This window comes from Aphanizomenon sp. CS-733/32, assembly GCF_028330045.1.
GTDB lineage: Bacteria > Cyanobacteriota > Cyanobacteriia > Cyanobacteriales > Nostocaceae > Dolichospermum > Dolichospermum gracile.
In genome coordinates, this window is sequence record NZ_JAQMSE010000255.1 from 1 (window position 1) to 26,952 (window position 26,952).

The window sequence follows — 26,952 nt, forward strand, 5'->3', positions numbered from 1 at the left end:
CTCTTGCCTCTTGCCTCTTGCCTCTTGCCTCTAAATCACTGTCTTGGTGATAATCCACTACCGGGACCTTGGAACATGACCCAAGATAAAAAGAAGTTGCTAATAAATATAACTAATAGGGCAGTGACAACAGCAGTTGTAGTTGATTGTCCCACGCCTTTAGCCCCGCCTGTGGTAGTTAAGCCCCAGCTACAGCCGATAATGGCGATTAATACACCAAAGCAACAGGCTTTAATCATGGCGCTACCAATATCCCAAATGTCAAGAAAGTCGCGGGCTGAGTCTAGAAATACTGTATCGGACAGGTTGTAAATGCGGGTGGCTATAAGCAATCCTCCAGACATTCCTGTGATTAAGGATAGCAAAGTTAAGACAGGCAGCATGATGAAGCAAGCCAGAAGTCGGGGAATAACTAGATAATCAATGGGATCTGTTTTTAACATTAACAGAGCATCTATTTGTTCTGTAACTTTCATTGTGCCGATTTCTGCTGCGAAAGCTGAACCCACCCGTCCGGCTAAAACTACTGCTGTCAATACGGGGCTAAGTTCTCTGGTTAATGCTACTGCTAATACGCCCCCAACGAGGTTTCCTGCCCCGAAGTTGATGAATTCCCGTGCTACCTGAATTGTGAATACTGCGCCCACGAATATGGCTGTTAATAGGGCAATGAAGAAGGAGTCTGGTCCTACTATTGCCAACTGTTCTAAGGTGTTACGACGGTGAATTTTACCTTGAAGGAGGTGAACTATGACTTGTCCACCTAAAAAGGTCGCAGCCAGCAAGCGCTGACTCCATGTTCCTAAACTGGATTTGGCCATTGGTCACTGGTGGTGGGGGATAGAATTAACACTAGACAATATGCAAATTATTAACTTAGTTTACGGCTAGTCTCATAAAATTGAGCGAGTTTTTACAGTGTTTTTACTTCTAGTCAACTGGACACTGAGATGTAAGTCCTGATTTTTTCAGGGTTGTACAGGTTTTAAATCTCAAAAATACCCGACACACTTGGGGTAACTATTACCAGTGCAATTTAATGAAAACTTAAGATTCTTGACGAAATGAATGTTTGGGAGCGATCGCCAGTATTGTAGAAGTTGGCAGATAATTTTTCGATTATCTCTCAAGTTACCCACTATCCTGGTTTGATTCATGACTATATTTGGTAATTTTTTCCGATCTTTAGTGCTTACCACCATTTTTAGTTTTTTTGTACCTGTCTTCCTCGTTGGTGGTTTGTTGTTGGTTTTATCACTTTTTCGCTATGTCCCTGGTCTACAAGGGATAATTTCGGATGTCTCTATCCAAATTCTGCATTTTCTCGCTACTTTCGGCAGTGGCAGTTCCCTCAATGGTCTATTGACTATTGGTTTAACTTGTGGCTTTGTTGGGGCGCTGTTTGATATCTATGTTCATTACCGTTATCAAATTCTCCACACTGATTCTTGAATGTTGCAAAAGCATTCAAGCCATGTTGAGGATTCACAGCAGCAAACCACAACTAATCTTAATAATTGCGATCCATAGCTGAGTATTTCTGTGTTTACTACAAGCTATTGACTCTGTGCTGGAAATTTCTATTTTCTAATGTCGTTATTTTCCCAAATTCTTGTGTATTGCAGTGGTACAACACAGTAAGTTTGAGATGGGTATATTTGTGGTGAAAGCTAATATTTTTCAATATTCGGCTCCTATTTCTTAAAAATACCAAATAAAACTACATATAAAATCTAAAAATTTCCTTAAGATTTTTAATAATGATTGGGGTGATATAGCAAGAGTTACCGAGTCAGGGGTGAGAAGTAAAATTCCTCCCCTTGTCTTTGGGACTTTTCCCAATTGGATTATAGGCAAAACCCGTTAGCTTCACACTGGGCGTTCTATATTAAAGATATTCAAAAGATTAAAAAGTTATTTGATTGCCCATGATTTGGCCATTTAAGCCCAACTTTCGGAAACAAATTGCACGGATTGAAGTTAGCGGTGCGATCGCTGGTGCAACTCGTAAGCACGTTCTAGAAGCATTGAAAACCGTAGAGGAAGGTAAATTTTCCGCCCTACTGCTACGCATTGATAGTCCTGGGGGAACAGTGGGTGATTCTCAAGAAATCTACAGCGCCCTGAAGAGGTTAGCCAAAAAGATCAAGATTGTTGCTAGTTTTGGGAATATTTCCGCTTCTGGAGGCGTTTATATTGGTATGGGGGCAGAACATATCATGGCGAATCCAGGCACGATTACAGGCAGTATTGGGGTGATTCTGCGAGGGAATAATCTAGAGGTGCTATTGGAAAAAATTGGTGTTTCCTTTCAGGTCATTAAGTCAGGACCGTACAAAGACATATTAGCTTTTGATCGGGAATTAACAGAACCGGAACAAACTATTCTGCAAGACTTGATTGATTGCAGCTATCAACAATTTGTGGAAACGGTGGCTGAAGCTCGTTCATTGACCGTAGAGAAGGTCAGAAGTTTCGCTGACGGCCGAATTTTTACCGGACAGCAAGCCTTAGAATTAGGTGTTGTAGACCGCTTAGGAACAGAAGAGGATGCAAGACGATGGACAGCGGAGTTAGTAGGACTTGATCCTGAAAAAACTCTTTGCTATACGCTAGAAGAACGGAAACCATTGTTGAGTCGTGTTCTACCAGGAAGTCGTCAAGCTAAATCGGTTATTGGTGGGGGAATTGATTGGCTAGAATTTGAAATGTCTACGAATGGTTTACCCATGTGGTTATATCGTCCATAGAAAGTCATAGGGAACAGGGAACAGGGAACAGGGGACAGGGAACAGGGAACAGGGAACAGGGAACAGGGAATAGGGAACAGGGAAGAATTATTACAACTGACAACTGACAAAAGGAGGATTTTGGTAGTGGAATGGCAAATGCGAGCAATTCGGGGTGCAACAACTGTTGCAGAAAATAGTGTCGAAGCAATTCGAGATTCAGTAACAGAATTATTAGATGAATTGGAGCAGAGAAATAAACTCCAACCGGAGGATATGATTAGTGTGACTTTTTCTGTGACCAAGGATTTGGATGCTATTTTTCCAGCAGCGATCGCCCGCAGTCGTCCTTTGTGGGATAGTGTAGCTATGTTAGATGTCCAACAAATGCACGTTGAAGGAAGTTTACCACGCTGTATTCGCTTTCTCATTCACGCTAATTTACCAACTTCTACACCCATTCGCCACGTTTATTTACGTCACGCTGCTAAATTGCGTCCCGATTGGAGTTTACCCCAAACGTTACAAACTTCACAGCAGGTAGTGGAGACGAAAGTTTAAAATTAGCTGGTCAATAACATAAGTAAAAGTTAGCGCATTCATGAGCTATTACAGTGGTGACGCGGCTGCTCAACCTGCTACTATTGGTGGGAGTATTTTCACTTACCAGGGTACTGGTGTATGTGTAAAATTAGATGCTTTTTTGAATATTCTTGCCAAAGGTGAAGAGCCGCTTGTCATTGTCACCAGTGAAGGTTATTTTACGAAAATATATAAGTATGTGACGGCGTATAAGGGTTTTGTGTTTTTCACAGAATCCTTGGATAAATTGGATTTTGGTAGCAATATTGAGGTGATTTACGCTCAGAGTTTAGGAACAAATATTTGATTGTCTAAGCTATGATTTGTGTGATTAATTTGATTTTTCTGATTAATTAATCATCTCAATCATCTAAATCAAAAAAATCACAGTTTAGACAGTTTGGAGATTATTCAGATGCTAATAACTCCCGAATGACGCGAGTTAGGGCTTTCTGGGTGACGCGAGTGGCAATTTGTTGACTTAAAAGTTGGACTCCTGGATTAACAATGATTTGGGCTAATTGAGGAGCAAATTTTGTGGCATCAAAGCCTTTAGTGTCTCGTAAAATTCCCGCAATGCGTTTAATATATTCTAAGGTTTGTTGTTGTTCAACTGAGGCTGAAGGAATCTGATGAACTGCGGTAATTCCTACCTTTTCTCGAAGAACATAAGTGAAGTTGTGTAAGGCATTTTTACTGACAGCATCTATACTGTTGAAAAATTCATCAACTAATCTATCACGAATAAATGCACCTCGGTCGGAGGAAAGAAATTCTACTCCTTGATTAACGACCAAGTTCAGATCATATTCTTGGTTACTGCGGGCATTTTTTAACAGGTTTTCTAAACGATTCCAGCGAAATTTCCCATCTTTAAACAGTAATTCTTGCAATGATGTTCTTAACTCGTTTGCGGGATCTGTTAACAGCCTTTTAGCAACATAAGGATAGGCTTCACTGAGAACTTTGAAATCGGGATCTATATAAATTGCAATTCCTTCCAAAGTCACAAGCGAACGAATAATTAAGGCGTAATATGGGGGAACACGGAAAGGATATTCATACATTAAAGCCGATAAATCATCGGTGATGCTTTTAATATTCAAATCCGCGACACTTGCACCTTGGGCGTTAGCAAATACCTTGGCAAAAGCAGGAATAATGGGAGTTAGGTCTGTTTCAGGAGTGAGAAATTCTAACTTTACATAGTCTTTTGCTAAACTATCAAATTCTCGATTAACGACGTGGACAATTGCTTCAATTAAACCATAACGTTGGGCTGGTTTCACTTCGCTCATCATGCCAAAATCGAGATAAGCTAGTTTACCATCCATTGTTGCTAACAAGTTACCTGGGTGGGGGTCAGCGTGGAAAAATCCATGTTCTAATAATTGACGCAAAGAACATTGGACTCCAACTTCAATTAAATACCGGGCATTGATTCCTAAAGCGGCGATTTTTTCGGGTTGAGTTAATTTGATGCCGTTAATCCACTCCATCGTTAAAACGCGACGGTTGGTGTATTCCCAGTAAATTTTTGGTACATAAATATCCTTCATGTGACCATATAATTCAAAAAAGCGTTCTGCATTTTCGCCTTCATGAATATAGTCCATTTCTTCAAAAATGCGATCGCCTAACTCATCCAAAATTCCGACTAAATCACTACGGACCCGCTTGACATTCCGCTGTACCCAAGCAGCCAGTTTCCGTAAAATATACAGATCTATCGTAATTCGTTCCCGCAAATCTGGACGCTGGACTTTAATCGCTACTTCTTCCCCAGTTTTCAATCTGCCTTTATATACTTGTCCCAAGGAAGCCGCTGCAATCGGTTGTGACGACAATTCTGCATAAATTTCTGACGGTGTTGCTCCCAATTCTTCCTTAATAAATTGGTAAGCTATTTCATTAGGAAAAGCTGGTAATTGATCTTGGAGTCTAGTTAATTCTTCTAAGTAAATTGGTGGGACTAAATCCGGTCTAGTGGATAAAGCTTGACCAATTTTAATGTAAGCCGGTCCTAACTTTGTTAATAACTCTCTGAGTTGAACAGCGCGACGACGTTCATTTTTAACCAAAATTCTCCATTGCTTATCCCACCATAACCCAAAGACAAAGGCAAGAATTGGTTTTAAAACTGTCAGAATCCGCCGGACAACTTGCAGGAATCGCCCACTATACTGTGCTGCTATTTCCACAGGATCATACAGCACTGACTCCGGTTCAGATCCCTTCCTCACTCTGTGCCTTGGCTGTTGAGAAGCCTGCGCCGATTTGATTACTACGGTCTGTGTACTTTGTTCTGTTACTACCTCAATCACGGACAATTCGCCTCCGCGACTGTCCTCCTGACTTGTTCGAGAACTAGGGGGAAGTGTCTTAACCATCATGAAGAAGCCACCAGTTAAATCAACGTTGTTAAATATTGTAACAATATCTTGTCTTTTCGGAATATGTTCACAAATTAGAAATTATTGCTGCTAGTTTTCTTGTCAAGGGACGAATTTTAATATATTTAAGCAGAAATATGCGTAAGAAAATATATTTAATAACGTAGTATTTCCCAACTATTTTCAACAGGTAATAATAGTAGTGCTAAAGTTTGATTAATAGGTTCATACCATTGAAAATATCTCAAATCGCTGTAAATATAAAAAATGATTAAAAATCTGCAAGGAAAAATAGCATTAGTCACAGGTGCTACCAGAGGAATTGGCAAAGGAATTGCCATTGGATTAGGTGAAGCTGGTGCTACAGTCTATATTACAGGACGCACTCTTGAACCTAATAATGACGGTCTTGGTGGGAGTTTACAAGAAACTGAAACCGCCGTTAGCGAAGCTGGTGGGGTTTGTATTTCTGTGCAAGTTGATCATAGTGATGATGAGCAAATTCGCCAACTTTTTGCCCAGATTGAGAGAGAACAAAATGGTAAATTGGATATTTTAGTTAATAATGTTTATGCAGGAGTACAAGCTATCAGAGAAGGTTTTGGTAAACCTTTTTGGGAGTTAGAACCGAGTTTTTGGGATGCTGCGAATTATGTCGGTTTACGAAGTCATTATGTGGCTAGTATTTATGCTACCAGAATGATGATAAAGCGGAAAGAGGGAATTATTTTTACTATTTCTTCTTGGGGCGGAATGTCTTATATTTTTAGTGTTCCCTATGGTGTGGGGAAAAGTGCTTGTGATAGATTAGCAGCAGATATGGCCAAAGAATTGAAAAAATATCATGTGACTTCTTTAGCTATTTATCCGGGGATTGTCGGTACAGAACAGATTACCAGTTTCGCTCAAGAACAGAGTTTAGAACATGGGACATCTTCATCATTTGGTGATGGTTACAATTGGGAAACACCATTATTCACTGGGAGAGCGATCGCTAGTTTAGCATCCGATCCTAATATTATCAAATATACAGGTAAAATCCAAATTGTCGCTGAAATTGCCAAGAGATATGGATTGGTAGATGAAAATGGTAATCGTCCTGTGTCTTTACGTTCTTTGAGGTTTATTTTATCAAGGGGAATACCTTTTTTGAGAAATTATGCTGGGTTAATTCCTGATTTAACAATACCTTGGTTAGTGATTTTATTTTTTAGTAAATTTGGTTAAATAAAACTCTGAGAGATCACCCTAAACCTCATGTTGAATTAAATAACCGTCCTCCATGTTGATAATTCTATCAGCAATATCTAAAATGCGGTTATCATGGGTAACAATTAAAATTGAGCAATCTTGTTCTTTGGCTAATTGCTGCATTAAATTAACCACATCTCGTCCTGATTTACTATCTAAAGCAGCCGTAGGTTCATCAGCCAATACTAACTTAGGATGACTCACTAAAGCGCGAGCGATCGCCACTCGTTGCTTCTGTCCTCCAGAAAGATCAGAGGGATAATAATTAATTCTATCTCCCAATTTCACAGCATTAAGCATAGCTTCAGACTGAATATAAGATTCCCATTGAGAAATATTAGATTGCAATTCTAAAGACATTTGTACATTTTGCATAGCAGTTAAGAAATCTAGTAAATTATGAGCTTGAAAAATATAACCAATTTGCCTACGTATTTGAACTAATTCTTCATTACTAGCATTTAGTAATTCTTGTCCATTAAATTTTAAACTTCCCTCTTGGACAGAACGCAAACCACCAATTAATGTTAATAAAGTAGTTTTTCCTGAACCAGAAGGTCCAGTCATAATCACAATTTCTCCAGATTTGATCGTCAAATTAATATCAAACAAAGTTTGAATCCGTAATTTACCATAACCAAAGTAATGATTAAGCTTGGTAATTTCCAAAATATTAGCAGCAGGTAAATATTGCATAATTGGTTAATTAAAAATTTCTGCTGGATCTACCTTACGTAATTTATTCGTAGAAAAGAACCCCGATGTTAAGCACATAACAATTACAGAGGTAAATACTAATAGACCCTTATTTATATCCATCACAATAGGTAATTTAGTTGCATCTTTGGCAATATCATATAGTCCTAGAGAGATAGCAAAACCAGGAATGTAACCCAAGACAGCTAAAATTACAGCTTGCTGAAAGACAACATTCAAAAGATATTTATTTCTAAATCCCATGGCCTTGAGTGTAGCAAATTGGACAAAATGGCTTGATATATTACTATAAAGAATTTGATAAACAACAATGACACCAACAACAAAACCCATCGTTACCATCAAATTAAACACAAATCCAATCGGTGTTCTTAATGTCCAATAGCTTTTTTCAAAATCAATAAATTCTTGGCGAGTCATCACTATGACATCATCAGGTAAATTAGCAGATAAGGTTGCTAAAATTGTTTGTGGGTTAACATGAGGTTGCAGATAAATTGAGCCTATATCTACTTGATTTGATCTATGTTCTGGAAAGATTCTAAAAAAAGTAGAAGAACTGACTATTAAATTACCATCCACACCAAAAGAAGGACCAAGGGTAAATAAACCACTAACTTTAACCTTGTAACCAACTGTTCCTAAATAACTAAATATCTCCATACTGATAGGTTTATTTTTCTGAAAATATTCAGCAATTGGTCCAAATTCTGGACGTGCGGCTCGGTCAAAAAATACTTGATCAGGAATTTTGAGCAATTGAAAATCTTGATCTATTTCGGGTAATCGAAAGATGGACTTAACCGGATCAAATCCCAGGACATAAATAGGATATTTGCGACCATTGAGAGGATTTTTGAGTTTAGCAAATTGGACATATAAAGGTTCAACTGATGCAATCCCATTAAAACCTAATATCTGATATAAACGACTGCGAGGAAAGCTTTGAGTAGAAGTCAAAGATTTATATTGGGAGCTAACTAAAAACAAATCACCTCGCAGATGTTTATGTACTTGAGTCGCACTAGCATAAAGAGCATCTTGAAACCCAATTTGCATAAACATCAAAACAGAAATAAAAGCAATACCAGCTAATGCGACAAGAAAGCGTACTTTTTGCTTGACCAATTGTAGCCAAGCTAAAGGTATATTTAAAATCATGTTTTACCTCCTATTCCCTATATAACTATTCGATTTTTTAAATACACCTTATTAATCATCCCAATCAAATTAATCAGAAAAATCATAGTTTAGATCTATATCTGAATAAGTACCTGAACTTGTAAATTAGTTAAACTAGAAACTCGTTGATTATCTGCTAAATTATCAATGCGGATTTTCACATCAACTATTTTATTATCTGTATCTGCACCAGGATTAGTATTAAAGATATTTTGTCTACCAACTTGTAACCCAATATCTGTAACTGTCCCTTTTAATTTTCCTGTAAAAGCCTCACCCGTGATAGTTACTGACTGACCTAGACGAACTTTTTTAATATCAGTCTCGTAAACTTCTGCAACCACATACATTTGTTGAGTTTGTCCCAATTCTAATATTCCTTTATTGGCAATTATTTCTCCTGGCCAAGTATTAATTTTGAGGACTTGACCATTAATAGGTGAACGAATAGAACTTAAATCTAGCTCTGCTTGAGCTTGTTGAACAGATGCGATCGCACTTTTCACATTTGCTTGAGCTAGTTTCACATCTGTAGGACGAATTTCTGCAATACTATTCAGTCTAGCTTCAGACTCACTTAACTGTTTTTGCAAAGTTTCTACAGTCCTTTTTAAATTAGCATTAGCTTCATTAAGTTGTTCCTGCACAGTATCCCTGCGTAATTTTCTAGTATCTGCATCAGCAGCAGAAATAGCACCATCTTGATATAATTTCTGATATCGTTTATTTTCGGTTTCTGAATTTTTTAGTTCAGCTTCTAAACGAGCAATTGTGGCATTTTGGGTAGAAATTGATCCCCGTAATTCAGCTTCTAAACGGGAAATTGTCGCTTTTTGCGCCGAAATATCACCTCCTTTCGCCCCTGCTTCTACTTGCTGAAGATTGGCTTGACTGACTTCTAATTGTCTTTTTGTTTTTTCTAAAGCTGTAAGATTAGGAATATAACTATCAAGAATTGCTACTACTTGTCCTTGACGAATTTTGTCTCCTTTTTTCACCAAAAGTTGATTAACTCTTATCCCTGTTTGAGAATTGGGTGCGGAGAGACGAATTACTTCTCCTTGGGGTTCTAAGCGTCCTAAAGCAGCAACAGCAGTAATTGTAGGTGCAGAAATAGGCACATTAGGAGATATTGTAGAAGTTGATTTAGGATTTTTCTGAAAATATGCAAGGCTATAGATAAATATTACACTAGTAGCTATAACTCCAGAACTTGCTAACATTATCGGCCACAAACTCACAGGTTTTATTAATGAGTGCTTTTCCTTGTGTACCATAATTCTGCCTTTTAAATTAGAAAATATGACAGTATTTCTGATTCTCAATAAGAATCAGAAAAGTCGCTACACTTGATAACATCTCTTGATCACCTTATATCTAATGCAATATCCAAAAAAATACTATTGTCCAAAAATTATTTACCCAGTTGATTAATTACCAATGACACAAAATATTTAAATGCTAAAATTTTGATAGGTAATGGGTAATTAGTTACTGATCGAGAAATTTTAGATTTTTTTTAGATTTTGGATTGGGAATTTTTGGTATAAGTTCCCCGTCCCTTCAGCGCGGAATTAATCAAAAATCGTTAATCCAAAATCTGTTGACCATTACCAATTACCAATATCAAAAATTTATTTATTTAGCACGACCTCTTTCTCTTTTTTCTTGCGCATAATTGCCAAGTATTCACTCCGTGTTCCGTCTACTCGATAATGATCACAAATTTGACAAAGTTTGAGAAGATCCAAGCGACTGAATATTTTTTGATGCTCAATAGCGTTGTCATTACGCCACCGCCAGAATGTTGTTCTATCAATTCGCCGATTGCTTTCAGGCCATCTTCTCCGTGATAGAAAATCTACTAATTCATCTTCATGAAATGAGTAACCTTTTGGTAATTTGAGGAGGTCTTCTCGTAACTCATTCAGCGGGATGAGTGGATCTAATTCAGATAGTCTCATGCCAGCAATTCCTTGTAGTTTTTTAATTCCAATATTGCAGAAGCCAAATAATCCAATAAAGTTTAATTGACTAATTTCACGCTCAAAGACCGTTGTAAATTCACAGTCTAAATTTCCCTGATTTAATAATTTAGGTTAAACTTATTTTTTGGGAATTTCAACCTATATGCAACTAATTGTTTCATAAAACCTTATTTATCGCACTATCTTGAATTTGTAAAAATTGCCAGCATCAAATTATCAACTCCTTAAATACATGAAGAATTACTAATTTTTCATTATCTCAAACTTTAGACGTAAGTTGATGAAAAAATATTTTTTTAATTCCTTAGATATATTTGATAGTGATTAATTTTACAAATACAAAAAAATATTTCTGTAGATAGATGCAAAGATTCACTATTTGGCATTAGAAACTAATCAAAAATAATTATTAAGAAAATTTACAGCCGATTGCAGATTAATGAGGTACAGAATCTAAATTCAAAACCAGACAATAAACCAGTTTTACTCCCAACTTTTAACTCCTGAATTTTGCTGAATGATGCTTGTTTAGTCCAACATAAAAGTTTTAATAAATTCCAACCAAAGATATGCAATCTATATGCAACTTTGGTCAAAATGGCTAAAACTCAGATAATAATTTATGTATTGGATAAGCAAACATATTTTACAGACAACTCTATCAATTTTACATTTGCAAGACTTTTATGAAGTTGCACATAAATTGCTTATGAGTTGCAATAGAGTTGTCACCAAACTAAGATTAATTTAGGCGAAAAATTAATTTATAGACTACAGGATTAATCAGAGGATTCCATATTAAACCGCCACAGCATTCATCAATACTGTTAAGGATGAAAGACCAATATTTACCTATACCAAATTCATCCGTGTTTATCTGCGGTTAATTATTCTGGGAAATTTAACTCCATATTGCCTGCTCAAAAGAGCAAAATATGATCATGGCTACCTCCAAATTTGAAGTTGCTTTCGCACAGTTAAAAGATGAAATTAGTAACTGTGAAAAGTCTTTACTCAAGATGATAACGGTGAAGAAAAATATGCCTGATACTACAAATATGAAAAATGAAATTAATCCTAAATTGCGAACAAATGATGTAGCAATTATTGGTATGGCTTCTATTTTTCCCCAGGCGAAGAGTCTACAAGAATACTGGGAAAATATTATTCAGAAAGTGGATTGTATTACTGATGTTCCTGCGTCCCGTTGGAATATAGATGATTATTATGATCCTGATCCCAAAGCACCAGATAAAACCTATTGTAAGCGAGGTGGTTTTTTACCAGATATTGATTTTAATCCTCTGGAATTTGGCTTACCTCCCAATATTTTGGAGGTGACAGATATTTCTCAATTACTCGGCTTAGTAGTAGCAAAAGAGGCTTTAGAAGATGCTGGTTATGGTGCATCTCGACAATTTAATCATGAACGAACAGGAGTAATATTAGGAGTAGCAATTGGTAGACAATTGGCTGTTCCTTTAGGTGCAAGATTGCAAGATCCACTTTGGAAAAAAGTTCTCAAAAATAGTGGTTTATCAGAGGAAGATAGCCAGAAAATTATTGAAAAACTCAAAAGTGGATATGTGCAATGGGAAGAAAATGCCTTCCCCGGAATGTTAGCAAATGTGATTTCTGGACGTATCGCTAACCGTCTGGATTTGGGGGGAATGAACTGTGTAGTTGATGCAGCTTGCGCGAGTTCCTTGGGTGCATTAAGGATGGCTGTTAGCGAATTAGTAGAACATCGCGCTGACATGATGATCACTGGCGGTGTAGATACTGATAACTCAATTTTCGCCTATATGTGTTTTAGTAAAACTCCTGCTGTTTCTCCAGGGGAAAAGGTGAGACCCTTTGATGCTGATGCAGATGGAATGCTATTAGGTGAAGGCGTGGGAATGTTGGTACTGAAACGCCTAGAAGATGCCCAACGAGATGGCGATCGCATCTATGCAGTCATCAAGGGCGTTGGCAGTTCCAGTGATGGCAAGTATAAAAGTATTTATGCACCTCGCGCCGAAGGTCAAATAAATGCTTTAAATCGAGCATATATAGATGCAGAAATTTCTCCTGCCAGTATAGGTTTAATTGAAGCACATGGCACAGGAACGATGGTAGGAGATCCTACAGAATTTACATCTATTACCAGCGTTTTTGGCGAAAATAACCCAAAAAAACAGCATATCGCTTTAGGAACTGTTAAATCTCAAATTGGACATACTAAAGCGGCTGCTGGTGCTGCCAGTCTCATTAAAGCGGCTTTAGCATTACATCACAAAGTCTTGCCACCGACGATTAATATCAGTACCCCCCATCCTAAACTGAATATTGAAAACTCGCCATTTTATTTAAATACGGAAACTAGACCTTGGGTAAGTCATCCTACCCAACCCAGAAGGGCAGGAGTCAGTGCCTTTGGATTTGGTGGTACAAATTATCACGTTGTGTTAGAAGAATACGAACATGAACATCATCACCCTTACCGTTTACACCATACTCCACAATCCTTACTGCTATTTGCCCCCACCCCTTCAGAGTTGTTATCTCGTTGTCAACAAATCCAACAACAATTACAGGAGGAGAGTAAAGAAAAATACTATCAACAATTAATTACTGATGCTCAAACCGCTAAAATTCCCGTTAATTATGCCAGAGTGGGCTTTGTCGCCGATGATTTAGGGCAAGCTGGGGAATTACTGCAAATTGTCATCGAAGGGCTGAAAAACAAGCCTGAAGCCGAATCCTGGGAACATCCCCAAGGAATTTACTACCGCCAAAAGGGGATAGACACAACAGCTAAAGTAGTGGCTTTGTTTTCTGGACAAGGTTCACAATATTTAGAAATGGGGCGGGAATTAGTCATGAATTTTCCCTGCTTGCGCCAAACCTACACACACATGGATAGCCTATTGTGTGAAGACGGGTTACAGCCCTTATCAAGTGTAGTATTTCCTCAGCCAGTGTTTGATGAAACAAAAAAGCAAATTCAGTTAGCAACATTGCAAAAAACTGAATATGCACAACCGGCAATTGGTGTATTTAGTGCAGGCTTATATAAAATCTTGCAACAAGCTGGATTTAAACCCGATTTTGTTGCCGGTCATAGTTTTGGTGAACTAACAGCTTTATGGGTTGCAGGAGTGTTAAATGAAGAGGATTATTTGTTCCTAGCAAAAGCTAGAGGACAAGCTATGGCTGCACCTACAAATCCCAATTTTGATCCCGGAGGAATGTTAGCTGTCAAAGGAGATATTCATCAAATCACGGAAGTAATTAAAAAGTTTCCCCAGGTAGCAGTTGCTAATAAAAATTCTCAGCACCAAGTAGTATTAGCTGGCAAGAAACAGGAAATTAGTCAAGTCCAAGATATTCTCAAAAATCAAGGTATTACCACTTTTTTATTAGGAGTTTCCGCAGCATTTCATACACCATTAGTATCTCATGCTCAAAAACCTTTTGCCCAAGCCGTTGAGAAAGTAAATTTCAACGAAGCCCAAATTCCTGTTTATACTAATGTTACAGGTAGCCGTTATCCTCAAGAACCCCACGCCATTCAAAAAATTCTCAAAGAACAACTGTTAAATCAGGTGTTATTTCAGCAGGAAATTGAAAATATTTATGCTGCTGGCGGTTATTATTTTGTAGAGTTTGGTCCCAAAAATGTCCTGACCAATTTGGTGAAAGAAATTCTAAGTGATAAGCCACACATAGCTATAGCCGTAAATCCAAGTCATACCAAAAATAGCGACAAAACTCTTCGACAAGCCATAGTTCAATTGCGGGTAGCTGGATTATATTTGCAAAATTTAGATCCCTATCAAGTCGCAACTAAAATTCCCGAAGTTCCCACTAAAAAAGTTTTAAACGTCCGCTTAAATAGTACCAACATTACCGAAAGAAGTCAAAAAGCCTTTGCAAAAGCCTTAGAAAATGGTCATCATGTAGGAGTAGTATCTCCCCAACCAACAATTAATGAGAATCATCAATTAAAGGGTAACAACAAACCGCCAACTTCATTTCACATAAATCAGCAGCCACAGGGTAACAACGACCACCCAACTTCACTCAATGGTAAATTAGAACAAGTCGAAATCCAACCTGATAATCAGGGAAAAGTTATTCAGAACTTAGAAAAAATTATCACAGAATTTAGCCAGCAACAACGAGATATTATCCACGTTCATGAACAATCTTTACACAATCAGACAGAATACACAAAGACATTTTCTCAATTAATGCAGCAACAGTATTTATTATTGGGAAATAGTCAAACTATAGAACATCAATCCCAAACTCAACAACTAGCAATTTCCAACTCTGAACAGAACATGATGCGGTTTCATGATCATCAAGGTGATACCCTCCGCATTCATGAACAATATCTCAAATATCAACATGAATATACCCAAAATTACTTTCAACTTCTGCAAAAACATTTGCATTTACTGACCTCAGAAAATAAAGTCATCAACTTTGTAAATCATCCTCAAATTCAACAAGACTTAGAAAATGATCAAAAACCAGACTTATCTCAACCTCTTCCTCTCTGCGCCTCTGCGCCTCTGCGTGAAGAAAAAACCATCCCAAATATAGCTACCCTTAGTCAAACTCTACTAAACGTTGTCAGTGATAAAACAGGCTACCCAGTAGAAATGTTAGAACTGTCAATGGATATGGAAGCAGATTTGGGAATTGATTCTATCAAACGGGTAGAAATTTTAGGAGGTTTATTAGAACTATATCCCGATTTACCTAAACCCAACCCCGAAGAATTAGGACAATTAAGAACTTTGGAACAAATTGCTGAATATATGCAAACTTTAGTTCCAGATATCTTAAATCAACAAGTAGAAATATCAACAGCAATTATTAGCAAAGAGGTATTAGTAGAAATTCCCCAACCAGAATTAATTCCAGCCACACCCATAGTTGAAGAACAGCAACAAGAAGCAGAAATTTTCCAAGATCTAAGCGATATTCTGCTAACAGTTGTCAGTGACAAAACAGGTTATCCTGTGGAAATGCTAGAACTGTCAATGGATATGGAAGCAGATTTAGGAATTGATTCTATCAAACGAGTAGAAATTTTAGGAGGTTTATTAGAACTATATCCCGATTTACCTAAACCCAACCCTGAAGAAATTGGAGAATTGAGAACTTTAGGCGAAATTGCCACTTATATGCAGCAACAAGCCCAGAGAATTCCTAACTTATTGACTGAAGAAATAGTAGAAGATATCACAATCACATCTGTACCAAATATCCGCCGCAGTATTGCTAAATTACAGCAGCTTTCCACACCAGATAGTTTAGAATTTTCTCTTTCTGAAAATCACATTGCATTAATCACTGATGATGGTTCTTCCACTACAGAGAAATTAGCAGAAAGTTTGATAGCGAAAGGTTGGAAAACTGTAGTTTTAAGTTTACCCGGTGTCGAGTCAAATGTTAATGCGGGTATCAATAGAGTAGTTTTAACGGATTGGAATGAAGACAGTTTACAACAACAGTTAAAACAGATTGCTGATAATTATGGGACTGTAGCTGCATTTATTCACCTTCACCCAGCAACATCATTAGACATAGATAAATCTATTCTGCGTCATGTCTTCTTAATCGCTAAATATCTCAAAGAACCACTCAACGCAGCCGCAAAATTTGGACGCAGTTGTTTTATTAGCGTTGCGCGTTTAGATGGTGAATTTGGCTTAGGAGAAAGCCATAATTTTAGTGCAATTTCTGGAGGATTATTCGGACTTAGCAAGAGTATTAATCAAGAATGGGAAAATGTATTTTGTCGTTCCCTTGACTTAAATCCAGACTTAGATCCAGAAACATCTGTAAAAAATATCCTCGCAGAAATTTATGATGCAAACTTGTTAATTCAAGAAGTAGGATATAGCAACAAAGGTAGAGTTACTTTAATTGCAGATTTTAGCCCATTACCAACTACCAATACTTCAAGAAAAATCACTAAAGATCAAGTATTTTTAGTTAGCGGTGGTGCAAAAGGAATCACAGCTAAATGTGTAATTAAAATCGCCCAAGAATATCAATGTAAATTTATTCTTTTAGGGCGTTCCAGCACAGAAGTTGAACCAGTTTGGGCAGAAAATTGTGAAAATGAAGCAGAATTAAAACAGCGAATTTTAGAAAATTTTCAAGCCCAAGGGGAAAAACCAACACCGATAATGGTACAGAAAAAGTATCGAAGTATTTCCTCACAGCGAGAAATTCAAAATACTCTGAAAGCTATTGCAGAAGCTGGAGGGGAAGCAGAATATCTGAGTGTAGATATTACTGACACAGTATTACTAGAATCAAAACTTGCAGATGTAATTGAACGTTTTGGGGCGATAACAGGTATAATTCATGGCGCAGGAAACTTAGCTGATAAGCGCATTGAAAAAAAATCAATTCAGGATTTTGAGAATGTTTATGCAGCTAAAGTTAAAGGTTTAGAAAATCTCCTGCGGTGTGTACCAGCAAGTCAATTGCAATATTTAGTTTTGTTTTCTTCCGTAGTGGGATTTTATGGAAATGCGGGACAATCAGATTATGCCATAGCTAATGAAATCCTCAATAAATCAGCCCATCTAATTAAGTATAATTACCCCAACTGTCATGTTATAGCTATTAACTGGGGACCCTGGGAAAGTGGCATGGTATCATCAGAATTAAAGAAAGCTTTTGCAGCCAGAGGAATTGAAGTTATTCCCGTAGAAACAGGAACACAAATATTAGTTGATGAACTAACAACGGCTAATCAAGGCACAGTTCAATTAGTGATTGGTAGTCCATTAATTTATGTTCCTGCAACTTTATCAAATGATTTAAAGACCTATCGGATTAAACGCCGATTAACATTAACAGAAAACCCATTTTTACAGGATCATGTTATCGCCGGTCGTCCCGTAGTTCCTGCTACCTGTGGGTTATTATGGATGACTAATGCTTGTGAACAACTCTATCCTGGATTTACAGCCTTTAGTTCTCCCAATTTCAAAGTTTTAAAAGGCATAGTCTTTGATGAAACCTTCGCAAGTGAATATATTTTAGAAATTCAAGAACTTGCGAAACATGAAAATCGCGAAATAGAATTTGCTGCCAAAATTAGCAGTCAGACACCAGACGGAAAAATCCGCTATCATTTCAGCACAAATCTAATTCTCAAAAGAGAAATTCCCACACCTCCAAGTTATGTAAACTTGAACTTTAATCAGGATGAAAAATTTCTGGAAACCAATCAAGAATTATATCAAGTCAATGCTTCTAGCCTATTTCATGGATTCACATTTCAAGGCGTAAAATCAATTTTAAATACCAGTTCTAGTCAGATAACCATTGAATGCTGTTTACCAGAACCAACTACACAGCAACAGGGACAATTTCCGGTGCAAACATTCAATCCTTATATAGCAGATGTCCAGATTCATTCTCTCTGGATTTGGACACAACACTTTCATCAAGTTGGATGTTTACCATCAGAAATAAAGCATTTCGAACAGTTTGCAAAAGTCCCTTTTGGTGAAACATTCTATGTTACTTGTGAAGTCCAATCAAAAACAGAATCATCAGTAGTTACAGATGTGATTACCTATAACCGTCAAGGACAAATTTATAATCGCATGATTGGTGCTAAAGGAACAATTCTACCTCGACAAATAGCCAAAGATTAGATTTTTTCACGCAGAGACGCAGAGGCGCAGAGAGGATTTAAGAGTGTATTTATCTAGAAATCTTTTTCTGTGTCCTCTATTTCAGTTAGTTTGTAAAAACCGGAGAATGATAATGAAATCAATTGCACAAAATCAAAAATTAGCAATTGTCGGTATGGATTGTTTTGTTAGTAATTCACCAACATTAAATAAATTTGAACGCCTGATTTATGAAAGCAAGCAACATTTAGTTACATCTGAAGATTATCAGCAAACTCCATTAAGTCGAGAATTAATCAATTCTGCTCTAGAAGATGCTAAAATTAAACCAGAAACGAAGATAGCCTTAATTATCATTTCTCCCACAGAAAATTCTGCTAAATTAGCTAACTATATCTCTGCTGAATTAGCATTTTTTGCCGAAGAAAATTCGCTTTTATCAGCTTTGGATGTCAGTCAAAAATTATTAACTACCCAGCAAGTTGAAGCTGTTTTAATTGTCGGCATAGACAAGAGTTACCCGATAGAAATTAATGAAGGTGTATATACTTTTAGTTATGACGAAAAAGCTGAAAATGTAATTAAAACAGCAGGTGCAGCCGCAGTAGTGTTACAACTGCATGAAACAGCCAAGCAACAAAATCATTGCATCTATGCAATCATGGATGGTTTCAGTGTGGTCAAACATTCTCCCAATCACCCGCAAACCATCACTCAAGCTTGTCAGAAGGCGTTTCAAATAGCAGATGTTCAAGCCGCAGATATTGGTTATTTAGAAGTGGTTGCTAGAGGGATTGCCAACGCAGATATAACAGAAATTCAAGGTTTAATATCAGCCTATCAGACAGGGGGAGAAAATCTGAGTTGTGGTCTGGGTAGCGTTAAAGCAAATATTGGTAACACACAAGCCTCATCTGGCATATTTAGCCTCATCAAAACCGCACTTTGTCTATATCATCGTTATATTCCCGGTGTCCCCCAATGGTCTAATCCTCAACAGCCAGAAATTTGGCGTGGAAGTCCCTTTTATGTAGCGGTAGAATCAAAACCTTGGTTTTTAGAACCTGGTGCGACTAAAAGAATAGCTGCGGTAAATATGATGGAAGAAGATAATATTTATGGACATTTAATTTTGTCAGAAGAAATCAATCAAATAGAACGCAGTAGTCAATATTTAGCAGAAATGCCTTATTATTTATTTACCATTGCGGCTGATGATCGTTCTTCTTTATTAACACAAATTATCGCACTTCAACAAAGTCTCACAGATGGTTATTCCATATCTCAACTTGCTAATGATTATTTTCAAAAATATCAGCAATATAAACAATCAACTTACGCTTTAGCAATTCTCTCACGACATCCAGAAGAGTTAAAACGAGAAGTTGAAAGGGCAGTTCAGGGAGTGAAAATTGCTTTTGCTACTGGTAAAGACTGGCAAACTCCTCTTGGTAGTTATTTTACGGTTAATCCCCAAGGAAAAAAAGGTCATGTCGCCTTTGTTTATCCTGGTTCTTTTACTTCCTATATAGGACTAGGAAGAAATATTTTTCGTCTTTTTCCTCAACTACATAATGATGTTATCATCAAAAGTGTTTATAACCGAGTCGCCAACATTGAAAAAATTCTCTATCCTCGGAGCATCAATAAATTATTAAAAAGACAACTAGAAAGCATAGAAAAAAAATTAATAGATGATCCCGTTTCTATGCTGGAATCAGAAGTTGGTATCGCCGGATTAATGACAGCAATTCTGAAAAACTATTTCCAGATTAAATCACCATACAGTTTTGGCTATAGTCTTGGTGAAACTAGTATGATGTTAGCCCAAGGTGTCTGGACTAGTTTTAAAAGTACGAGCGATTATTTGAACTCATCTCCTTTATTTAAAACTCAGCTATCGGGTCCTAAAAATGCAGTTCGTCAGCATTGGGGATTACCCTTAATTCATGAAGGTAAAAGCGAAGAGTTTTGGAGTAACTATATTTTGATATGTTCCTCTTCCTTAGTACAAGAAGTTCTAAAAAATGAAGGTCGGGTTTATGTTGTTTTAATTAATACCCCTGAAGAAGTCATTATTGCTGGAGAAACTAAAGCTTGTGAAAGAGTTATTCAAACCTTAAAATGTGACGCTTTTCCCACATCAATTAATCATGTGATTCATTGTGAACCAATGCACTCTGAATATGATGAATTGGTAAGGGTAAATACCTTACCTATTCAAACCAATTCAAAAACAATTTTCTATTCTGCGGCAGAATACGCCCCCATGAAAATTGATAGTCATTTAATAGGCAAAAATATTGCTAAAGCCCTTTGTAATCAACTTGATTTTCCTCGCTTAGTTAATCGTGCCTACAATGATAATATCAGAATCTTTATTGAAGTTGGTGTTGGTAGTAACTGTAGTCGTTGGATTAGCGAAATTCTCAAGGATAAAGAACATCTAGCTGTATCTCTAAATAGAAGAGGTGTAGATGATCATACCTCCATTATCAAAGCCTTAGCTAAACTCTTTAGTCATCGAGTTGAGTTGGATTTATCGCCTTTATATTCTTGGACTAATATCAAATTTGCAGAAGATACTTCTTTATTTAATTATGAACACAAAATGAAATCTATCCCTAATTATCAAAGTTTAAATAATAATAATGCCCGTATGGCTAAAGCACACAGCTTTTTATTACAGTCTCGGCAAAGATCACTGCAACAACTTAGTCTCTTTCTCCAGCAGCAATTAGACTTGTACAAAAAAATGGTGATACAAGCCAGAAAAGAAAGATAAAAATTATTATCTCAATAATACTTGAAACTGCACAGAATCATGAAACCAATTAATTTATCCGTGTTTATATGCGGTCAAATATTCTGGATATCTTATTCTATGCAGCTTCATTTTCATCAAAAACAATTCAATAGAATATTCACTGCAAAAATCATGTTAAAACAACATCAACAACTCAAATTTTTTCCTTCCATGAATAACAATTATCAAGGATGGCAAGGCGATTTTGATACTGTGTATTTTGATAGAGAAAATATTAGAAATACACTGATGAATTTAAATTCTCCTTGTTATATTCTGAATAAAAAAGGACAAATTGGTATTAGCAATGAAGGCAGTTTATCATATAGTGCTAATGGTAAAACTCAAAAGCTAGAAATGCTTTTAACTGTTCCTCCAATCAGATTTGATCAATTAGGTGATCCAGGTTTTCTAGAGTTTTACAACGTCAAATATGCCTATATGACTGGAGCAATGGCTCAAGGTATTGCATCCGAAGAAATGGTAATTACCTTGGGAAAAGCCAACATTCTAAGCTCCTTTGGAGCAGGAGGTTTATCTCCTACCCGGATAGAAGCAGCAATTCATAAAATTAAACAAGCTTTGCATAACAAATCCTATGCTTTTAACTTACTTCATAGTCCTAGTGAACCTGCTATCGAAAGGCGTTTAATTGATTTGTATTTACAGCATCAAGTCAGAATAATTGAAGCCTCTGCATTTTTAGATTTAAGTGATAATATCGTCTACTATCGGGCGGCTGGACTGAGTTTAAATTCAGCCAATGAAATCGAAATCAAAAACAAAATTATTGCTAAAGTTTCTCGTCGGGAAGTTGCTACTAAATTCCTCCAACCTGCACCTACAAAAATTTTGACCCAATTAGTTGAACAAGGGTTAATTACTGAATTGCAAGCTAATCTTGCCGCAAAAATTCCTATGGCTGATGATATTACCGTAGAAGCAGATTCAGGAGGACATACAGATAATCGTCCACTGGTTTGTTTATTACCTTCTATTTTAGAATTAAGGGACGAAATTCAAGGCAAATATGATTACGAAAAACCCGTAAGAATTGGTGTAGCTGGGGGAATTTCTACACCGCAATCAGCATTAGCGGCTTTAATGATGGGTGCGGCTTATATTGTCACTGGTTCTATTAATCAATCTTGCGTTGAAGCTGGGACTTCAGAATATACAAAAAAGTTACTAGCTCAAGCAGAAATGACTGACGTAATGATGGCACCCGCAGCAGATATGTTTGAAATGGGAGTCAAATTACAAGTTCTTAAACGAGGAACTCTTTTCCCCCTTCGCGCTCAAAAATTATGGGAATTATACAGAAACTATAATTCATTTGCAGAAATTCCCCCAGATGAAATAGAAAAGTTAGAAAAACAAATTCTGCGCAAAACAATTGCAGAAATTTGGCAAGAAACATCTACTTATTTATCTCAACGTAACCCGGAAAAATTAAGTAAAGCAGCTAATAATCCTCAACTAAAAATGGCGTTAATATTTCGCTGGTATTTAGGACTATCTTCCCGCTGGTCAAATACTGGAGAAAAAGGTCGAGAAATTGATTATCAAATTTGGTGTGGACCAGCAATGGGAAGTTTTAATAATTGGGTACGTGGTTCTTATTTGGCAGATATTAATAATCGCCGAGTAGTTGATGTAGCAGATCAAATTATGACAGGTGCAGCGTATTTATATCGGATTCAAAATTTGAAAATTCAAGGCTTACAAATGCCAGAAGAGTACAGCCAATATCATCCACAAAGTAGGTTGGGTTGAGGGACAGTGAAACCCAACATTATTAATAATTTTGGCTCTACCGTTCCTTTTATGTAAAACAAAATTTATTGTAGGTTGGGTAGAACGAAGTGTTCACGTAGCGTGCCGTTCGCGGTAGCGTGCCGGAGGCATCAGGCATAAACCAAAATGAGCGGAAGGATAGCAAGGGGTGTTGGGTTTCGTGCCTCAACCCAACCTACATTTCACCAAAAATTGTGATAAATATGGCTATAAATAGAAAGTTAGGACAGCTAGAAGAAACAATGGAAATCCTGAATCAACGAGCTAAAACATGGAACTTAGTTACTATTAGCCGCATTCAGGGAAATCTTCAAGAAATAGTTCTCAGACAGTCTTTAGATATTATTCAATATCGTCATCCTGCGCTTAATTCTCATATTATTAACTCTCGAAATTCCTACTATTATCAGTCTAAAGGTACAGGAAAACTTCCTTTGCTAGTTGTTAATATTAGAGAAAGTCAGGAATGGGAAGCAGTCGTTAATGCAGAAATGAATCAGGTAATTGATAGTAGTAAATACCTGCTGCGAGTCGTACTTATCAAAATATTAAATCAGCAGAATATTAATTATCTGATTACAACCACACATCATGCTATTACCGATGGTTTATCAAGCATCCAACTTCACTCAGAAATTTTAACCTACTGTCAAAATATTACCGCAGGTAAATCTATTCCCATAGTTACTACTTTAGAACCACTTCCACCCATTGAAAAACTATTACCTGCATGGACAAATAGTTTCAAAAGCAAACTAGGTAGAGTTGCTTTATTATTAAATATCGCATTTCAAAAATATTGGAATCAACCAAAAGCATTAAGAGTAGAAAAATATGTTCCTATTTCTCAACGTCGTTGCGAAATCATTCATAGACAACTTAGTGAAGAATCAACACGGCAGTTTATTCAGCAATGCAGACAAGAAAATACTACAGTACAAAGTGCTTTATGTGCGGCACTAATGTTAACGGTCTCCAAAAAACTGACTAAAAACCATGAAGATAATATTCCAGTTAGTTGTTTATCATATCTTGATTTAAGAAGACGGTTACAACCAGAAATTAGTACAGAAAATATGACGGTTTTAGCAGCGTCTTTGATGAAATTTTATACAATTACCAATAATACATCTTTTTGGGAATTAGGGCGAAAAGTCAAGCATAATCTCAATAAAAAAATTCACCAAGGAGAAATTTTTCAAATGATATATCTGGCTAAACATTTGATAAATTTTTCTTTACTATTCCCTAATCAAGTATCTCCTACGGTCTCAGTTTCTAATGTTGGTAAAGTCAATATTCCCCATACTTATGGAGAATTAGAACTAGAGGAAATCAGTTTTGTTGGTTCTCATGCTTTATATGCAGGAATGTTTATTGTTCACACTGCTACTTTTCAGGAAAAAATGACTCTAAATTTTGTGTTTTCTCAACCTTCACTTAGTCAGCAAACTATGGAAAGACTTGTTGATAATTGCATTGATTCTATCATGAAAGTCTCATCTCATTACTTAATACCGGGAGGTACATAAATGAATAACAATATCTCTAATTCTCTCTCAGAAAACCAAGATAACGCTACTAAAATACAAGCTTGGTTAGTTTCAGAAATTTCCTCTTTACTGGGAGTTAATCCAGAAGAAATAAATATTCGTGAACCTTTAGATAGTTACGGTTTAGACTCAGCACAAACCATAGTTATCGCTAGTAAAGCCGAAAAGTTTTTGGGATTCAAGTTATCACTTATCCACCTTTGGTATTATCCCACCATTGAAGAACTTTCTCTCAGATTATCTGAAGAATTAGAAAATTCTCAGTCAGAAATTATCCAGATATAACCTCTACAAATTCTGTTTAATTACTGACAAACCAGTTTTTCCTCCTTGATTATTGGGACACTTCGCTAGATTAGGGTAGCCTAATTGAGCCAGGTGTCCTCTTTTCTAAATTCCTATTTTTAAACGCGGGAGATTTTGTGATGAACGCAGCGGAAATTTTAGCAAAACTCACTCAGAAAGGTGTATTATTTTGGTCAGAAAATAGTAAACTGAATATTCGTTCTCCCAAGGGTGTAATTACTCCAGAAATACAAGTAGAAATAGCTAAATATAAAGAGGATATTTTAGCATTAATCCAGGAAATGAATGTTACTAATGACCATGTTCATGAACCTTTAATGCAAGGTATTAGTTTACAAACTATTGGTAAATTAATTGGTGGTTTTTCTGGAGAGTCACCTACAGGATATCAACCTCCAGTTATTAATCCTCAGTTCATGGCTGAGAACTTAAAAGTTACTTTTAGACCTTTGCCGGATTATTATCATAATCAAGTTATTGTCAGATTTCGCCAACAATTAATTTTCTATCTCCAGAAGCATGGGGTGAAGATAATTCCTTGGAAAGAAGCAACAGCGGAATTGAAACATACCATTAAAATTCCCCTTATTAACTGGCATAAATCTTTAAAAATGCAGAGTGTCAGAGCAGATATTGATGCTGTAATAGATGTAGAAAGACCAAATTCATGGTTAAGAAAATTAGGAATATTTGTCGCGGAAACTTGGTATAAGTTATCTTATACATGGCTAAAAGAAAAACAAAAAATGTCCGTTGTACAAATTGCTAAGTTAAGTAGTTGGGCTGAAGATCATGCTGCCAAATATGTTGAAGATCCAACAAATACACAAGTAATAATTTTGACTGACATAGATGATGAATTTGTTAATCCACTTACACCCTATCCAGAAAAAGTTCGCATTGGCATAAATACATTGGTGAAAACTTTTTCAGAAATTGTGATTGGTGTATCTCATGAAAAATTTTCAATTCTGAATATGAATCTTTCTGATTCTAATTTTGCCCCCCATGAAGTGGAGAACTTTGCTTTAAAATCACTGATTCCTAAAGTATTTGTGCCGATTACTCCATTATTAATTAGTCGTTTTGAAATAGGAGAATATAATCCTCACTTATCAAGCTATGCTGGAAAATTAATTAAATTAGGGCAAGATTTAGCATCTACAGGGTTATTTCCGGCTGGGTTTAAATTAGATGAAGTTGTTAAAAGAAAATCCCATAGAGATATTGTGAATGTCATTGTGAATGGTAGAACAGGAGTATCTTATGGTTTTGTGGCTTATGCTGAACCTCCTCATTATGTAGGTAAGCCAGAAATCACTATTGATGAATGGGATAATTTATTACCTGTAGCGGGATTTAGTAGTTATGAACTTCGCCAAAATGAACAAGGTAGACGTTATATTAAAATAAATATCAACGCCGAAAATAGATTTAAGCAAATACCTGATATTTGGTTAGTGAGTTCTCGTTCTGGGGCGAATAAAACAGATTTAAATATTGATGTTGATATTCTACGGATTGGTTTACAAGATAAATTACATCTGCAATTACCATTAGGAAGTAATTCACAAAAAGCAGATATTAAACCATCCTATGATATCTATGTAATGTTAGCCATTAGTTTAGCTGCGGCTTTATATACACCAGAATTAATTGCTAATGGTGCGCCAATTGTTCACTTTCATGGTTATCCTGATGTTGATTGGTTTCAAGAAAATGAATATTGTGTGGGGATGAATAATCCTTCTGTACCTTGTGGAACTTATGAATCAGGAGTTTTCAATTTTTTAGGAATTGCTGATTTAGGTGATCAAATAATCAGTGATGTCAATTTAATTAGCTTAGTAGAACCAGATCATGGGACAAATTTTATTGCTAGTGATTTGGAGTATTTAGTAAATAGGTTAAAAGCTGGGTGTGTGACTGGACAAATTGAATTAGGTGGGAAAAATTTCCCTTCTCTGAAAAATCGCTAACAAGATCC

The 26,952-nt window shown here is 36.5% G+C and carries 17 protein-coding genes; 11 read left to right on the forward strand and 6 right to left on the reverse strand.

What is annotated here, in order from left to right; genetic code table 11:
- Positions 1 to 35: 35 nt before the first annotated feature.
- Complete coding sequence (locus PN471_RS22650; protein WP_271778743.1) at positions 36 to 821, reverse strand: MlaE family lipid ABC transporter permease subunit; 786 nt, start codon at positions 819 to 821, stop codon at positions 36 to 38.
- A 334-nt stretch (positions 822 to 1,155) separates the two neighbouring features.
- On the opposite strand from PN471_RS22650, the gene PN471_RS22655 reads away from it, so the two are divergent.
- The 4 genes from PN471_RS22655 (at position 1,156) to PN471_RS22670 (ending at position 3,618) form a co-directional block, all read left to right on the forward strand.
- Positions 1,156 to 1,452, forward strand: a complete 297-nt coding sequence (locus PN471_RS22655; protein ID WP_271778744.1) for a hypothetical protein — start codon at positions 1,156 to 1,158, stop codon at positions 1,450 to 1,452.
- 476 nt (positions 1,453 to 1,928) lie between these two features.
- Positions 1,929 to 2,750: a signal peptide peptidase SppA gene (sppA, locus tag PN471_RS22660; RefSeq protein ID WP_271778745.1), complete on the forward strand. Its 822-nt coding sequence runs from the start codon at positions 1,929 to 1,931 to the stop codon at positions 2,748 to 2,750.
- Between the two features lie 126 nt (positions 2,751 to 2,876).
- A complete protein-coding gene (gene aroH, locus PN471_RS22665; protein ID WP_271778746.1) occupies positions 2,877 to 3,290 on the forward strand; it encodes a chorismate mutase in 414 nt (137 codons plus the stop codon).
- 40 nt (positions 3,291 to 3,330) lie between these two features.
- On the forward strand, positions 3,331 to 3,618 hold the full coding sequence (locus tag PN471_RS22670) for a hypothetical protein (RefSeq protein WP_271778747.1): 288 nt from the start codon (positions 3,331 to 3,333) through the stop codon (positions 3,616 to 3,618).
- Positions 3,619 to 3,718: 100 nt separating this feature from the next.
- Here PN471_RS22670 and PN471_RS22675 read toward each other — a convergent pair whose 3' ends face one another.
- Positions 3,719 to 5,704 carry an ABC1 kinase family protein gene (locus PN471_RS22675; protein ID WP_271778748.1) on the reverse strand — a complete coding sequence of 662 codons (1,986 nt, stop codon included), beginning with the start codon at positions 5,702 to 5,704 and terminating at the stop codon, positions 3,719 to 3,721.
- Positions 5,705 to 5,974: 270 nt separating this feature from the next.
- On the opposite strand from PN471_RS22675, the gene PN471_RS22680 reads away from it, so the two are divergent.
- Positions 5,975 to 6,931, forward strand: coding sequence for an SDR family NAD(P)-dependent oxidoreductase (locus PN471_RS22680; RefSeq protein ID WP_271778762.1), 957 nt, complete (start codon positions 5,975 to 5,977; stop codon positions 6,929 to 6,931).
- Positions 6,932 to 6,952: 21 nt separating this feature from the next.
- Here the strand turns inward: PN471_RS22680 and PN471_RS22685 are convergent, their stop codons facing one another.
- The 4 genes from PN471_RS22685 to PN471_RS22700 form a co-directional block, all read right to left on the reverse strand.
- Positions 6,953 to 7,651 (reverse strand): DevA family ABC transporter ATP-binding protein, encoded by a 699-nt coding sequence (locus PN471_RS22685; protein ID WP_271778749.1) that lies wholly within the window; start codon positions 7,649 to 7,651, stop codon positions 6,953 to 6,955.
- Between the two features lie 6 nt (positions 7,652 to 7,657).
- Positions 7,658 to 8,833, reverse strand: a complete 1,176-nt coding sequence (devC, locus tag PN471_RS22690) for an ABC transporter permease DevC (protein WP_193895649.1) — start codon at positions 8,831 to 8,833, stop codon at positions 7,658 to 7,660.
- Positions 8,834 to 8,928: 95 nt separating this feature from the next.
- Complete coding sequence (locus PN471_RS22695) at positions 8,929 to 10,131, reverse strand: ABC exporter membrane fusion protein (RefSeq protein WP_271778750.1); 1,203 nt, start codon at positions 10,129 to 10,131, stop codon at positions 8,929 to 8,931.
- 357 nt (positions 10,132 to 10,488) lie between these two features.
- Positions 10,489 to 10,818 (reverse strand): hypothetical protein, encoded by a 330-nt coding sequence (locus PN471_RS22700; RefSeq protein WP_027402676.1) that lies wholly within the window; start codon positions 10,816 to 10,818, stop codon positions 10,489 to 10,491.
- 965 nt (positions 10,819 to 11,783) lie between these two features.
- On the opposite strand from PN471_RS22700, the gene PN471_RS22705 reads away from it, so the two are divergent.
- The 6 genes from PN471_RS22705 to PN471_RS22730 all read left to right on the forward strand — a co-directional run bounded on the left by PN471_RS22705 (position 11,784) and on the right by PN471_RS22730 (position 26,944).
- A complete protein-coding gene (locus tag PN471_RS22705; RefSeq protein WP_271778751.1) occupies positions 11,784 to 18,524 on the forward strand; it encodes a type I polyketide synthase in 6,741 nt (2,246 codons plus the stop codon).
- 112 nt (positions 18,525 to 18,636) lie between these two features.
- The gene (locus PN471_RS22710) at positions 18,637 to 21,288 is read left to right on the forward strand and encodes a PfaB family protein (protein ID WP_271778752.1); all 2,652 of its coding nucleotides are present in this window, start codon (positions 18,637 to 18,639) and stop codon (positions 21,286 to 21,288) included.
- 153 nt (positions 21,289 to 21,441) lie between these two features.
- Positions 21,442 to 23,085 carry a PfaD family polyunsaturated fatty acid/polyketide biosynthesis protein gene (locus PN471_RS22715; RefSeq protein WP_271778753.1) on the forward strand — a complete coding sequence of 548 codons (1,644 nt, stop codon included), beginning with the start codon at positions 21,442 to 21,444 and terminating at the stop codon, positions 23,083 to 23,085.
- A 224-nt stretch (positions 23,086 to 23,309) separates the two neighbouring features.
- Entirely contained in the window at positions 23,310 to 24,638 is a 1,329-nt protein-coding gene (locus PN471_RS22720; protein WP_271778754.1) for a phthiocerol/phthiodiolone dimycocerosyl transferase family protein, read from the forward strand.
- Complete coding sequence (locus PN471_RS22725) at positions 24,639 to 24,944, forward strand: acyl carrier protein (RefSeq protein WP_027402681.1); 306 nt, start codon at positions 24,639 to 24,641, stop codon at positions 24,942 to 24,944.
- A 140-nt stretch (positions 24,945 to 25,084) separates the two neighbouring features.
- Positions 25,085 to 26,944: a hypothetical protein gene (locus PN471_RS22730; RefSeq protein WP_271778755.1), complete on the forward strand. Its 1,860-nt coding sequence runs from the start codon at positions 25,085 to 25,087 to the stop codon at positions 26,942 to 26,944.
- Positions 26,945 to 26,952: the final 8 nt, after the last annotated feature.

What these genes read in the sequence shown, in the direction of transcription:
- PN471_RS22685 (WP_271778749.1), bottom strand. Translation starts at nt 7,651, where the DNA reads ATGCAATATTTACCTGCTGCTAATATTTTGGAAATTACCAAGCTTAAT.
- PN471_RS22670 (WP_271778747.1), top strand. Translation starts at nt 3,331, where the DNA reads ATGAGCTATTACAGTGGTGACGCGGCTGCTCAACCTGCTACTATTGGT.
- PN471_RS22655 (WP_271778744.1), top strand. Translation starts at nt 1,156, where the DNA reads ATGACTATATTTGGTAATTTTTTCCGATCTTTAGTGCTTACCACCATT.
- PN471_RS22710 (WP_271778752.1), top strand. Translation starts at nt 18,637, where the DNA reads ATGAAATCAATTGCACAAAATCAAAAATTAGCAATTGTCGGTATGGAT.
- devC (WP_193895649.1), bottom strand. Translation starts at nt 8,833, where the DNA reads ATGATTTTAAATATACCTTTAGCTTGGCTACAATTGGTCAAGCAAAAA.
- PN471_RS22675 (WP_271778748.1), bottom strand. Translation starts at nt 5,704, where the DNA reads ATGATGGTTAAGACACTTCCCCCTAGTTCTCGAACAAGTCAGGAGGAC.
- PN471_RS22695 (WP_271778750.1), bottom strand. Translation starts at nt 10,131, where the DNA reads ATGGTACACAAGGAAAAGCACTCATTAATAAAACCTGTGAGTTTGTGG.
- PN471_RS22725 (WP_027402681.1), top strand. Translation starts at nt 24,639, where the DNA reads ATGAATAACAATATCTCTAATTCTCTCTCAGAAAACCAAGATAACGCT.
- PN471_RS22650 (WP_271778743.1), bottom strand. Translation starts at nt 821, where the DNA reads ATGGCCAAATCCAGTTTAGGAACATGGAGTCAGCGCTTGCTGGCTGCG.
- PN471_RS22720 (WP_271778754.1), top strand. Translation starts at nt 23,310, where the DNA reads ATGGCTATAAATAGAAAGTTAGGACAGCTAGAAGAAACAATGGAAATC.
- sppA (WP_271778745.1), top strand. Translation starts at nt 1,929, where the DNA reads ATGATTTGGCCATTTAAGCCCAACTTTCGGAAACAAATTGCACGGATT.
- PN471_RS22705 (WP_271778751.1), top strand. Translation starts at nt 11,784, where the DNA reads ATGGCTACCTCCAAATTTGAAGTTGCTTTCGCACAGTTAAAAGATGAA.
- PN471_RS22730 (WP_271778755.1), top strand. Translation starts at nt 25,085, where the DNA reads ATGAACGCAGCGGAAATTTTAGCAAAACTCACTCAGAAAGGTGTATTA.
- PN471_RS22700 (WP_027402676.1), bottom strand. Translation starts at nt 10,818, where the DNA reads ATGAGACTATCTGAATTAGATCCACTCATCCCGCTGAATGAGTTACGA.
- PN471_RS22715 (WP_271778753.1), top strand. Translation starts at nt 21,442, where the DNA reads ATGTTAAAACAACATCAACAACTCAAATTTTTTCCTTCCATGAATAAC.